Annotated in this window: 7 protein-coding genes; 2 read left to right on the forward strand and 5 right to left on the reverse strand. The window is 59.2% G+C overall.

The window, feature by feature from the left end:
• Window positions 1–190 precede the first annotated feature (190 nt).
• Together BLW11_RS08925 and BLW11_RS08930 are read left to right on the forward strand one after the other, a co-directional pair.
• Window positions 191–3,079: a Tc toxin subunit A gene (locus BLW11_RS08925; RefSeq protein WP_074836747.1), complete on the forward strand. Its 2,889-nt coding sequence runs from the start codon at window positions 191–193 to the stop codon at window positions 3,077–3,079.
• A gap of 16 nt (window positions 3,080–3,095) precedes the next feature.
• Complete coding sequence (locus BLW11_RS08930; RefSeq protein WP_053069525.1) at window positions 3,096–7,112, forward strand: Tc toxin subunit A-related protein; 4,017 nt, start codon at window positions 3,096–3,098, stop codon at window positions 7,110–7,112.
• 30 nt (window positions 7,113–7,142) lie between these two features.
• Here the strand turns inward: BLW11_RS08930 and BLW11_RS08935 are convergent, their stop codons facing one another.
• The 5 genes from BLW11_RS08935 to BLW11_RS08955 all read right to left on the reverse strand — a co-directional run bounded on the left by BLW11_RS08935 (window position 7,143) and on the right by BLW11_RS08955 (window position 13,306).
• On the reverse strand, window positions 7,143–8,534 hold the full coding sequence (locus tag BLW11_RS08935) for a sigma-54-dependent transcriptional regulator (protein ID WP_048359051.1): 1,392 nt from the start codon (window positions 8,532–8,534) through the stop codon (window positions 7,143–7,145).
• Window positions 8,531–10,291 (reverse strand): sensor histidine kinase, encoded by a 1,761-nt coding sequence (locus tag BLW11_RS08940; protein ID WP_048359050.1) that lies wholly within the window; start codon window positions 10,289–10,291, stop codon window positions 8,531–8,533. Before BLW11_RS08940 ends, BLW11_RS08935 begins: the two co-directional genes overlap by 4 nt.
• Before the next feature lie 78 nt (window positions 10,292–10,369).
• Window positions 10,370–11,227, reverse strand: coding sequence for an alpha/beta hydrolase (locus BLW11_RS08945; RefSeq protein WP_048359049.1), 858 nt, complete (start codon window positions 11,225–11,227; stop codon window positions 10,370–10,372).
• Window positions 11,224–12,618 (reverse strand): aspartate aminotransferase family protein, encoded by a 1,395-nt coding sequence (locus BLW11_RS08950; RefSeq protein WP_048359048.1) that lies wholly within the window; start codon window positions 12,616–12,618, stop codon window positions 11,224–11,226. Before BLW11_RS08950 ends, BLW11_RS08945 begins: the two co-directional genes overlap by 4 nt.
• Window positions 12,611–13,306 (reverse strand): MtnX-like HAD-IB family phosphatase, encoded by a 696-nt coding sequence (locus tag BLW11_RS08955; RefSeq protein ID WP_048359047.1) that lies wholly within the window; start codon window positions 13,304–13,306, stop codon window positions 12,611–12,613. Before BLW11_RS08955 ends, BLW11_RS08950 begins: the two co-directional genes overlap by 8 nt.
• Between the last annotated feature and the right edge of the window lie 12 nt (window positions 13,307–13,318).

The raw sequence follows: 13,318 nt of genomic DNA on the forward strand, positions 1-13,318 counted from the left end.
GTGAGAAATTCTGATGGGTGGATGTGGTCTCTGTCATTTCTGACAGTAGGCAAGCTCCCTTTCCCGGCGCGTAATCAATCTCAATAGAGTCAGACACTGACTCAAAATCACCGGTGTTCTTGCCACTGCCGTGGCGGATAGCTGGGGTGTTCCCTGTCAATGCGGATGTAACCAGCTTGAGGTTATGGTCATGGCGAACAAAAAAACTCCCGGGAAATCTAACACCAGGCAAGTCAGTGTCGACCCGGGCGACGGCCTGTCGCCCAGCACTGTGGTGGATGAGTCGCAACTCTTTGAGGCAGGCGAGCCCCCGCCTGATGAGGAGCCACCTCCAGAGGTCATACCGGTAGGTGATGATCCGCCCATTGACGATAAGCCTCCGATAGGCGATGAGCCTCCGGTGGACCAAGAGTCCGAAGGCTACGCGGCTGAACGCGAAGCCTTGCGCGTGCTTCGCGAACGGATCACCGAGCTCGGTTTTGATTCCGTGTTCGAGCTGATGCGCGATGGTCCCGCGCTGGTGCGGGCAAAAATACTCAGCCGGACTCCGCAAATCATGGACCCCGTGCAAGTGGATGACCTGTTTGACCAGGCTCAAGCCCGTGCCGCCGGACTGACCCGGCTTTATGCCCAATTGTGTGCGCGTAGCGAGCCGGCCTTGCAGGCCCTCGCCAAACTCGAACCGCCCGAAGACCCCGATGTGATACATCGCTCTATTGGCAGTAGTGGCAATTATGAGGCCTGGTTCAAGCAAGCCAGCGCCTCCGGGTTCGCCCATCCAGACTCGGTGGGTTCGTTGTTCTCCCCGGCCAGCTATCTGACTGACCTGTATCGCGCCGCCAAGCCCCTGCATCCCACCAGCAGCGGTCTGCAGTTGAATCAGCGACGGCCTGATCTGGGCCCGCTGCTCTTGAACGACGCCAACCTGAATGAAGAAGTCAGCACCCTGGCACTGACCCTTGAAGTGCTGGAGGCCGGGGTTACAGGGGATGTTGACGCGTTGCTGCGCACCACGGTGTATCCGATGAACCTGCCTTACAACCATGCCAGTGAGCAGATCCTGCAGGGGATGGCCGCTCGCAAAAGCAGCCCGGCGCAACTCTGGTCGGTGCTGGGTGATTTCGAAGGCCAGGCGTTGAAACGGGAGGACAATCTGCTTGGGTGGGCCAGCAGGATGCCAGCTAACTATGCGCGGGACTCACTGGGGATGTCACCGCAGTTGGCGAGCATCTTGACCGAAGTGCAAAACACCACCGAGGCCGGTGTTATGCAATATTTTGGTTTGACGAAATTGAACGAGATGGAATATGCCTCAAGCCTGCAGGCAGCGCTTCAGGCTCCAGTGGAGGTCATCGTTTCAGCGCTCGGAAGCGGGCCTTTCTACAACCTCTCGGCTACCACAATTGTTTTGCCCCAAGCCTACGGTGCCCGCTATATCAATGGCTGGACAGACGGTACTCAGAGCCCGGCCAAACCCTTGTACTGGTATGTAGGTGCGGCCGTCGGTCATCTGGTACCGGCGCCGGGTAACAGCCCTGGCGAAAGTGGCTTGTACAACCGCAATGGCCGCGCTTTTGAACGCCTTAACCGCATCTTTCGCTTACACCGCCATGTGAAGCAGCTGTCTTTCGAGGAGCTGGACTGGCTGGTTTGCCAAGCCAGCGACAACATTACCGTTCACCCCCTGACCCAGCCTCTGCAAGCGCTGGCGGTCTATATGCCACTGCGCCAACGCTATGCCATGACGGTAGACAGTTTTGCCGCCTGCCTCGGCGCACTCAATACCTTTCATGGCGCTGGCAAGTCTTCGTTTTACACCACCTTGTTTGGCGATCAGGACCTGATCGGTCAGACCAATATCGACTTTCAGCAAGCCACCCAAAACCAGCCTTCCCTGAGCGCACGGGCCCGGCTGTGCCAAGGGCTGAAAATCGACGATGCCACCTTGATCGTGCTGGCCCAGTTTCTGCCTGACATGGACGCTAACAACAAGGTGTTGCCGTTGCTGGGGTTGGAGCAGATCTCGGCGCTCTACCGGCTGGTAGCGATGCCTCGGGTGTTTGGCCTGAGTGTGGTTGAGGCTTTGCATTTCTGGGATTTGATGGCCGAGCCTGATGCCATTGTGCGGGCACTGGCCCAGCCACAGCCCAACCAGGTCGCCCTGGGTGTGTTGATACGCACCGGCTATCTGGTGGACTGGATGCACAGCACCGAGCTCAGCGCAGCGCAGCTCATGGCCCTTACCAGCCGGAGCTACCCCGTGCAGAGCACGCCCGAGCTACAGGTCTTTATCGCAAATATCTACAGCACCCTGACCGGTCGCGCAGTGGTCGAAGCTGCGCGCCAGGCGACTGAAGACGCTGTGCTGCGCACCCAACTGGCGCGCCATATCGGCGCCGAGTTTAACCTCAAACCCAACATTGCCACTGCCGCCCTGATTTGGGTCGACGCAGTGGCCGGGCAAATGGCGCCGACCCTGCAAGGCTACAACCTGCTGAGCTTCTGGGCAGACATCGAGCGTGTTGGCCAGGGCACGGTCACGCTGGATGCGCTGCCCCAAGCGGTGCAATACGCCTATCTGATGCGTCAGTTTGCCCAGGTCTGCCATTGGTCCCAGTTGGGTGAGCAGGATCTGGACGTGCTGCTGCCCGCAGGCGCAGGCATGTCTTCAGCGCTGACCGGCGAAATGAATGCCCCGGCCTTGACCCTGGAGTTGTTACTGCTGCTGTCACGCTATCGCAAGTGGCAACGGGTGTTGGTCGCCGAGGTGGCTGAGGCTCGAAAATTCCTGCTGCGTGCGGCAGCGCAGGATCCGGCACTGACGCCGGAAGTGGCTGCGCAACAGATCAGCGACCTGCATGGCTGGGACCTGACGCAAACCCTGGTGTTGATGAGCTACGGCGTGCCACGCAGTTTTGCGGCGCTGTTGCCCTTGCTGCAAAAAATGCAATTAAGCCAGCGCCTTGGCCTGTCCCCGACGGACCTGTCCTGGGTCGCCAAGTTGACTGAAACAGACCTTGTTGATCAGGCCACGCTCGCAGTGATCGCCGCCAAAATCATTGCCGCTGCACACGGCTAACCCGGGAGAAACCGCTATGAACGAGAAGCTGCTGGCCGGTCTGAACCAATCCCGGCGTGATGCTCTGGTGCCTTATTACCTCAAGCATGTAATCCCCCAACGGGGCCTGGGCACTGTGGCGGACAGGATCAAGACCGCCGAGGACCTCTACGAATACCTGCTGCTCGATCCGAAGGTGTCCGGGCAGATCAAGACCAGCCGCATTGCCGAAGCCGTGGCCAGTGCCCAGTTGTATCTGCACCGCTGCCGCGAACAGCTGGAGCCGAGTCTGGATTTGATCGCGATGCAGCAAGCCTCAAGCGAGACCGGTTATTTCAGTCGCTGGAACGCCTATAACAAACGTTATGCTTCCTGGGCGGGCCTGCAACGGCTGATGTATTACCCGGCGAGTTATATCGATCCCGAGTTGCGGTACAGCAAGACTCAGTTGTTTGAAGAGCTGGAAACCGCAATCAACCAGGGCCGAATCACCGAAGCGCGTGTCGAACAGGCCTTTACCCAGTATGTGAGTGGCCTGCGCAAAGTACTGGATATTCGTTATGACAGTGGTTATCAGGTCGAACCGGCTGATCAGCAAGGCGTGGCGTATTTCCTGGGCAGCATTCCCGGCACACCCGGTGAATTTTATTGGCGTCGGGCCGAAAAAACCGATCATGGCTCCAATGCCAAAGTGCGCAATACGGCATCGTGGAGCCAATGGCTAAAGATTGATGCGCCGCTGCAACCGATGCCAAACACCGTGCCGTCGATTGTGTACTTTTCCAATCGCTTGCATGTCGTGTGCCTGCATGAGTATTCCGCCGGCGGCACGGCAACCGATAACAACGGGGTCACTGAAGCTCAAGCAACGAGGGTGCAGGAACTGCAGATTGCGACTCTGCGGCCCAGTGGGCAATGGAGCCTGCGCAGTTGGCCACTGACCATTAGTCCGACCCGCGTGTTTGCGGCAGAATTGCGGGAGACCGCACAAAACAGTGTGCCAAAATTGGGTGTGTTTATTGATTCGGCTACCGGAATTCATCTGTACCGCTTCAATAACTTGCTGCAGATGTCAGATGCAATCGGCAATAACGTGACAATCAACGCTGTTTATAAAGCCAAGATGTTCTCTAGCTATATGGATATTGCGGTGCTGCAGCCCTTGAATTATCAAGCGCCCACACCACCTGCCGCCTACTCGATAACAAGCCCCTTTACCTGTACGTCTTCCAAAGGAGGAGGAGTAAGTTGCACTTATTCAAATTTCAGGTTCACTAATAGTAGCGGATCGCTCACCCTCACTATCGGTGCGCAGGCAACTGCAGGGTATACGGAATCGTCCACTGTTCTCTTTAAAAAGTCGGGGGAGATATTGGAAGGGTGGGGTTTTAATGTTCAAGGCCCTTCTACAACAAATCGTGTGATCAACACACCTTTTTCATTTTCAGAGTTCGTGAAAGACACATCTTACAGTGTAGCTTTTCGTTTTCCTGCAATGAGTTTTGACGTGTCTATGGTCAGGAGCAGCCCCGGTGTTCCAGCACTCATTACCAACATCGCCACCGGTGCACAATTATGGATTCCTACCGCCTTCGATAGCGCTGGCCGCACCCAAATGCTCTACACCAACCCTGGCAGCCGTAAAGAATTCGTGCTCACCACACTGGCTGGACCCTTGCTGGAACAAAAAATGCTGGTGGGGGTAGATGCCCTGCTGTCGTGGGATGTGCAGCAGATGTTTATCGATCCGGCTGGGTACGCAGGGGAAACAATCAATCGCCAAATCAGCTTCGAGGGCGGGGTAGGTCTGTATACCTGGGAACTGTTCTTCCACGCGCCATTCTTGATTGCCAACCGTCTGCTGGCTGAACAGCGCTTCGATGAAGCCGACCGCTGGTTCAAGCGCCTGTTCGATCCGGCGGGTTATCGAAACGCCGCCGGCGTACTGCAAATGAGCAGCTCTAAGCCACGCTACTGCAATGTACGGCCGCTGCAGGATGATGTGACGTGGGGGCCCTCATCTCCGGTCGACACCGATGACCCGGACGTGATCGCCACTGCCGATCCCATGAACTACAAGTTGGCTGTGTTTTTGCGCGAGCTGGAGCTGTTGGCGGCACGTGGTGACCAGCTGTATCGCCAGCAAACCCGCGACAGCTTGAGCGAGGCCAAAATGTGGTACGTGCAAGCCCTGCAATTGCTCGGCAAGCGTCCGGAGCTGCCGCTGGCGCTGGCGTGGAGTGCACCGACGCTTGACGCTGCCAGTACCGCGTCCAACCTGCGCTTGCTGGAGCTGGAGCAATTGGTTGAGGAGGATACAGCGCTGCTGCCACCCGCTTCGCCACGGCAGATCGCGGTGGTCAACGGGCCGTTCCGGCCTCCGGTCGACAGTGCGGTGCTGGCTTACTGGGATCGTTTTGAAGGGCGCCTCTACAACCTGCGTCGTCATCTGTCCATTGATGGTCATCCGCTGTCGCTGGAATTGTTCGAGACGCCCATGGACCCCAAAGCGCTGCAGCTGGCACGTCTGGCTGGCGACGGCGCGGGTGGCATGCAGGCCGGGGGCACCCCGGCACTGTGGCCGCAACGCTTTATGGTGTTGCTGGAGCGTGCGCGCAATGCCGTGCAGCAGGTGATCCAGTTCGGCGCCAACCTGCAAGGCGTGCTGGAGCGGCGCGACGCCGATGCGTTGAACGTGTTGCAACAAACCCAGCAAGGCGGCTTGCTGGCCCTGATGGGCGAAGCCCATGCGGCCAATCTGGCCTCGTTGCGGCATTCCCTGGCCGGCCTGCAAGGCACCCAGGCCGCGACCCTGGCGCGCCAGCAACATTACGATAAGTTGTATGCGGAGAATATTTCCGCCAGTGAACAGCGGGCAATGGACTTGCGCAGTGAGGCTGTCTTTCTTGAAACCACCTCTGGCGTGCTGCGCCTTACCGCCGGGGGGCTTAATCTGCTGCCCAATGTCGCGGGGATGGCCGTCGGATGGGGGGAAGTGGGCGGTCTGGTCGATGCGTTCAGTGATGTGTTACGTCTGACTTCAAATGCGAAGCAGGGCGAGGCCGTCAAGCTGGACAGCTCCGAGCAGTATCGTCGTCGGCTTCAAGACTGGGACTTGCAGCGTGATCAGGCGCGGCGTGAGGGCGAGATGATGATCACCCAGATCGCGTCGCTCAACGAACAAATCGCAATGGCTGAAAAACAACGCCAACAAACTGAAACGGAACAGGCCTACAGCGATGCAGTGCTGGAAGTGCTGAACACCCGCTTCACCGGCCAGGCACTGTTCAACTGGCAGGCTGCGCGTATGTCCACTTTGTACTATCAGCTCTACGATACAGTGTCGGCCCTGTGTACACAGGCTCAGACCAGCTTGCGCTGGGAAACCCAGGACAATCGCAACTACCTGCGTCCCGGCAACTGGAGCGATCTGTACCAAGGGCTGCTGGCCGGCGAAAGCCAGTTACTGAGCCTGCAGCAAATGGAAGCGGCTTACCTGAGCTGGGACCAGCGTGCGTTGCAGGTGCGTAAAACAGCTTCGTTACGCACCCTCGACCCGCAGCTGATCGACATCATCAGGCAGTTGTTGACGCCTGATAGCCTGGCCGTCGTGGACCGTGAAAAAACAGAACAGTCGGCAGGGGCGGTTCTGGACAGCGACAATAACCTGGTCGTGACCTTCCAGCTGGTGAGTCTGAATATTCTGGACGACTATCCCGCCCACCTTAACCTTGGGGGCCGCCGTTTGATCAAAACCCTCAGCGTGTCGCTGCCAGCCCTGTTGGGGCCATACGAAAACGTACAGGCCGTGTTGCGTTACAACAGTTCCCATCAGTTGGCCAATGGCTGCAATGCGGTGGCGTTGTCCCATGGTCTGGATGACAGCGGGCAATTCATGCTGGACTTCAACGATGGGCAATACCTGCCGTTTGAAGGCTTGCCAGTCGACCAAGGGGAGTTTTCACTGGTGTTCCCGAATGCTCAAGGCAGCCAGCGGGCGATGTTGCTCAGTTTGAACGACATTATTCTGCATGTGAGTTACACGATCCGTTAACCGGGCAAGGGCGCGCGCAGGCTTTTGGTGTTACCTGACAATTTTATCGACATGGATGTCGAGCTTTTTCAGGCGATACCAAAAGCTGCGTTCTGAAATACCAATCAGCTGGGCGGCGGCGGCCTGGACGCCTTGGGCTTGTTGCAGTGCGGCAAGGATGCAGTCTCTTTCGACCTTGGCCAGTGCCGCCTCCAGATCAGGCGGCACGCTGTTTTCCGGGGTCAGCAGGTGGCTGCGTTGCAGCGGCTGGGCGGTAAACAAGTAGGGCGGCAGGTCGCTGTCCTGGATGGTGCTGCTGGTGGCCACGATGGTTGCGCGTTCGACACAGTTTTGCAGTTCGCGGATATTGCCCGGCCAACTGTAGTCGGCCATTGCCTGCAGGGCGCCGGGGCTGAAGCCGGTGATGCGTTTCCCCGCGGTGGCGCCCAGGATATGGGCAAAGTGCCGTGCCAGCGGGGTGATGTCTTCCACGCGCTCGCGCAAGGCGGGCAGCGGGATCGGAAACACGTTCAGGCGGTAGTACAAATCCTCGCGAAACTCTTTGTTGGCCACCGCCTCCAGCAGGTTTTTGTGGGTGGCCGCGATGACCCGCACATCGACCTTGCGCTCTCGTGGATCACCCACGGGCTCAATCACCCGCTCTTGCAGCGCGCGCAGGATCTTGGCCTGTAACGCCAGAGGCATATCGCCCACTTCATCGAGAAACAGCGTGCCTTTGTCGGCCTGCATAAAGCGCCCGACGCGATCGGTTACCGCGCCGGTAAACGCGCCTTTGCGGTGACCAAACATCTCGCTTTCAAGCAGCCCCTCCGGGATCGCGGCACAGTTGACCGCGACAAAGGGCTTGTCGGCCCGGCTGCCGTGTTTGTGGATGGCACGGGCGACCATCTCTTTTCCCGTACCGCTTTCGCCGGTCAGCAGGATGGTGGCGTTGCTGTCGCGCACCGAATCGATGGCTTGCAGAACGCGACGAAAGCTGGGGCTGTCGCCAATCAGGCTGTCGATGTGCTGGTGTTCGTCCAGTTCGGCCCGCAGGCGTGCGTTGTCGCGCAGGATGTCGCGAAACTGCAGGGCCTTGTTGACGGTGATGTCCAGCTCGTCGATATCAAAGGGTTTGGCAATGTAGTCGTAGGCACCGTTACGCATGGACTGCACGGCGTTTTTCACCGTGCTGTAGGCGGTCATCACGATGACCGGCAGCTGCGGGTAGCGCTGTTTGACCTCGGCCAGCAACTGCGGGCCGTCCATGCCGGGCATGCGCCAGTCGCTGATCACCAGGTCGATATCTTCCTGCTCCAGGATCGCCAGGGCCTGCAGGCCGTTGCCCGCGGTGAACACTTGCACCTCGTTCTGGCTCAGTGCCGAAGTGAGCAGGTCGCAGAGCTTGGGTTCGTCGTCGACCACCAGCACGTTATGACTCATGACTGATCCCCTCCGTGGGCCGGGATGTACAGGTTGAAAGTGGCACCGGCGTCTATTTCGCTGATGCATTCGATGCGTCCGTCGTGGCTGTCCATGATCGAAAAGACCTTGGCCAGCCCCAACCCCGTGCCCGAGGCTTTGGTCGTCACAAACGGTGTGAAGATACGCTCCATCATGTCGGGCGCAATCCCCTGGCCGGTGTCGGCAATGCCAATCACGGTGTAGTTGTCTTCGCGTGCAATGCGCACGGTCAGGCACCCGCCTTCAGGCATAGCGTCGATGGCATTGACGATCAGGTTCAGACAGGCTTGCTTCAACTGCCCGGCATCGGCATACAGCATGGCGCCGGGGGCCTGGTCGTCAATGTGGGCATCGATGTTGTGGTTTTCCAGCTCCGGTTTGCAGAAGCCCAGAATCTCCTCAACCAATGGTCGCGCCGGCTGCAGTGCCCGCACCGGGGCGCTGGGTTTGGCGAAGTCGAGAAACTCGGTGATCAGGTCATTGATACGGGTGACTTCACTGACCACGTATTCCAGATGGCGTTTGTCGGTTTCGCCCAGGTCCGCACGGCGGTGCAGCAATTGGGTGGCGGTTTTGATGATGCCCAGCGGGTTGCGGATTTCGTGGGCCAGGCCCATGGCCACTTCGCCCAGCGCATGCAGGCGGTCGCGTCGACGCAGTTGGGCTTCGAGGTGATGCAGCTCGCCCAGGCGCGCCGTCATGTGGTTGAAGGTGCTGCTCAGCTCGGCCAGCTCATCGTGCCCGTACACGGCCACGCGTTGGCTGTAATCCCCTGCGGTCACGGCGCGCACGCCAGCAGACAGCCCGCGCAGCGGGCGGGTCAGGCGCTCGGACACCAGCCAGCCGACCGTCAGCGACAGCAGCGAGCCCAGCAGGAAAATCAGCGCGAACAAGTTGGTCTGGTTGACCAGCCCCACCAGGCTGGTATGGCGCAGCAAGCCGCTGTAGATCACGCCTTGCAGCTCGCCGGTGTCGTTGAGGATCGGCCAGTACAAACCGCTATAGCGGCTGGTGAATTGCTCGCTGGGCTGCTTGGTGTCGCGCAGGATCTGCTCGATGGCAGGGGGCACGGTGGGCTGGCGGTCCTCGAAGCGCTGGCTGGAGAAAATCTCGGCAAACCCGGTGCTGTTGGACAGGTACAGGCGCAGGTCGAGGGAGTGGACGTCGGCCACGCTGGTCAGGAAGCTGCTGTCCATGTACGTGGCGACCAGCAGTTGGTAATCGACCCCGTCCTGGCTGGTCGCAAAGGTCGAAACCACGGTGCCGGTGGGCACGCCGCCAACGTTGATCGTCTGCAACACCGCGTTGGGTGCCAGGCTGATCTGGTCGACGATGTTGTCGCTGGCGGTGCTGAACACCACCTTGTGATCACTGTCACGAATCAGCGCCACTACGTCGATGCCCATCGCGTCCGCAATGTCGGCGGTCAGTCGGTCATGCCGTATGGCACGGTCGGAAGATGGCGGGTGTGTGTATTGCAGGAACAACTTGGCGACCCGGGCATTGTCCCGGAGGACTTCGCTGATTTCGTCCTTGACGATTTTGGTCGACTCCTGCAGCCAGACCCGCACGTTGCTGTCGAAAATCTGTGACAGGGTGGTCGCGGCCAGTTCGGCCGCGATCATGGTGGGGATCACGCTGACGAGCCAGAACGCCAGCACCAACTTGCGCTGCACGGTCCAGCGCGACACTTTAAACGTTTGGGACGGGCGCGGTGTGTCAGGCGTGATCGGCATTAATACTCGCTTATCGCAGCGGTCAGGGCAGGATGAGGGCGGTCGAGACGCAAGAATAGTTTGGCCCGCATGAGCACGCTAGGAATAAGCTTCAAGGACCTGTGGGACGGTGCTGTTTTTCTTGATGAATGCGTCACTCAGTTCAATCACGCGGCGGTATTGAAGGTCGACCGTGATCATGTGATAGCAGTTGTCGAGCAGCACTTTGGTCACCGGCCCGCCGAGATGACGCTCGACGTAATCGGCGTTCCAGCGGCTGGTGATGTCGTCTTCGATGGAGTGCACGACCAGAGCCTGTGTGGTGATCGACGGCATGCGTTTTTTCACCACGGCGTTCATCCGGTGCAGTTCACGCACTGACACGCCGGCCATGGTCAACAGCCCGGCATTACCGCTCTCGCCGGCTTTCATCTGCCGTTCGACAATGGCCCGCAAACGTTCGTTTTTGATGCCATAGGGCGGCTTCTCCTCAAAGCTGCACAGGTGGACGCCAAACGGGATTTTCATGAGCAGGGGGCTCAGGAACGCCAGCTTGTTGATGCTCCAGCCGTCGTAGCGCAGGGTGGTGGAGTACATCAACAAACCGGTGACTTGCCCCGGGTGCTCCGAGGCCACGTACATGGACATCACCGCGCCCATCGACAGCCCGCCGACGAACACCTGCCGGTGACGCTCACGTATGCCGACGAAGGTTTTACGCACCCCCTCGTACCAGTCTTGCCAGCCGGTGGCTTGCAAGTCGCTGTTGTCACCGCAATGGCCGGCCAGAGTGGGAACGTACACCGTGCACGTCCCGTCCCTGGCCAGCCCCTGGGCCACCCGACGCAACTCCGTCGGGGTGCCGGTGAGGCCGTGGATCAACAACACCGCGACCTCACCCGTGCCGAGAACGAAACCGGAGCTGCCTTCGCCCAGATCGATCTCTGCCCCGTTCAACGTTTCATCGCTCGCTGCAACAGGCGGTCGAGCAGGGCGATGCCCAGGTCGATTTCGGCGTAGCTGATTTCCAGTGACGGGGCCAGGGTGATGACGTTCTTGTAGTAGCCGCCCACGTCCAGAATCAGACCCAGACGCTTGCCGTCGATTTCGATGTCGCCCTTCATGCCTTCTTCGACCATGAAGTCCAGGGTGGCCTTGTCCGGGGTGAAGCCGTCCGGGCCGCAGATTTCGCAGCGCAGCGCCAGGCCCAAGCCGTCAACGTCGCCAATGATCGGGTAGCGTTTTTGCAGGTCCTGCAGGCCGTCCAGGAAGTACTTGCCCTTGGCCATGACCATCGCGCCGTAGTCGACCTCGCTGGTCATCTTGAACATTTCCAGGCCCACCGCCGTGCCCAGCGGGTTGGAGGCAAAGGTGGAGTGGGTCGAACCCGGCGGGAAGATTTTCGGGTTGATCAGCTCTTCACGTGCCCAGATGCCGCCCAGCGGGTTGAGGCCGTTGGTCAGCGCCTTGCCGAACACGATCACGTCGGGTTTGACGTCGAAGTGCTCAATCGACCACAGCTTGCCGGTGCGCCAGAAGCCCATCTGGATTTCGTCGACCACCATCAAGATGCCGTGCTGATCCAGCACGTGTTTGAGTTCGCTGTAAAAGTTCATCGGCGGGATCACGTAGCCGCCGGTGCCCTGGATCGGCTCGACGTAAAACGCGGCGTATTCGCTCTGGCCGACTTTCGGGTCCCACACGCCGTTGTATTCCGTCTCGAACAGACGGGCGAATTGCTGCACGCAGTGGCTTCCGTACTCTTCCTTGGTCATGCCTTTGGGGCCGCGGAAGTGATACGGGAACGGGATGAAGTTGGCGCGTTCGCCAAAGTGGCCGTAGCGGCGGCGATAGCGGTAGCTGGAAGTGATCGACGAGGCGCCGAGGGTGCGGCCGTGGTAGCCGCCTTCGAAGGCGAACATCAGGCTTTTGCCGTTGGTGGCGTTACGCACCACTTTCAATGAGTCTTCGATGGACTGCGAACCGCCCACGTTGAAGTGCACACGCCCGTCCAGGCCAAACTTGTTTTTGGCGTCGACCGCGATGCGTTCCGACAGCTCGATCTTGCCCTTGTGCAGGTACTGGCTGGCGATTTGCGGCAGGGTGTCGATCTGTTGTTTCAGCGCGTTGTTCAAACGTGGGTTGGAGTAACCGAAGTTGACCGCCGAGTACCACATTTGCAGATCGAGGTAGGCCTGGTCTTCGGTGTCCCACACGTAGGAACCTTCGCAGCGGCTGAAAATACGTGGTGGTTCGATGTAGTGAACGGTGTCGCCGTATGAGCAGTACTTGGCTTCTTTTTCCAGGAGAATCTGGTCTTCAGGTGTAGCGATTCGGATATCAGACATGGTTGAAGAGTTCCTGCTGTTCACGAGAATAGTTGGGAGCGTTGGCGGCGTTGCTCGACAGCTTGGCAAGCAGTGCCGGGAGTTCAGAGAACGAGTCGAAGCGGGCATAAGGAATGCCGTTGCGTTCACAGTGTTCGGCGAGGCTGTCTTTGGCGAACACGAAGTCGGCGCCGGCGGCTACGCACATGTCGGAGCGGCCATCGCCAATCACCAGCACGCGTTTGCCGCCGGGGGTGGATTTGCATTTGCAGTTGCCGGAGGCGGCCCGGCAGGCATCGCTGGAATACGGGAAGTCGATGCGCCAGCTGTTCTGGTCGACCTGACGCAGACGGTTGGCAAGGATCGGCAACAGGCTCACGTAGTTGCGGGCCAGGATGCGGGCGATGCCTTGCTCGATGCCGTCACTGACGACTTCGATCGAGGCGCCGAGGCCAATCACGTGGTCAACGAAATCCGGAAAATCGGGGTCGATTTCAATGGTGTCGAAATAGGCCAGCAACTCGGCTGGCGAAGCTTTGACCAGCGCTAGCTGGCGGCTCAGGCATTCACGCGAACCGATCTCACCCTGCAACCATTGATCTTCGATCGCTTCCCAGCTGGGGTCCGCGAAGCGTTGAAGAATGTTGTCGATGACGTCGGTGCGGGTAATGGTCCCGTCGAAATCACACACGATATGCCATTGCATCATCTGCATTGTCCT

The sequence above is a fragment of the Pseudomonas deceptionensis genome (genome assembly GCF_900106095.1).
Lineage (GTDB): Bacteria > Pseudomonadota > Gammaproteobacteria > Pseudomonadales > Pseudomonadaceae > Aquipseudomonas > Aquipseudomonas deceptionensis.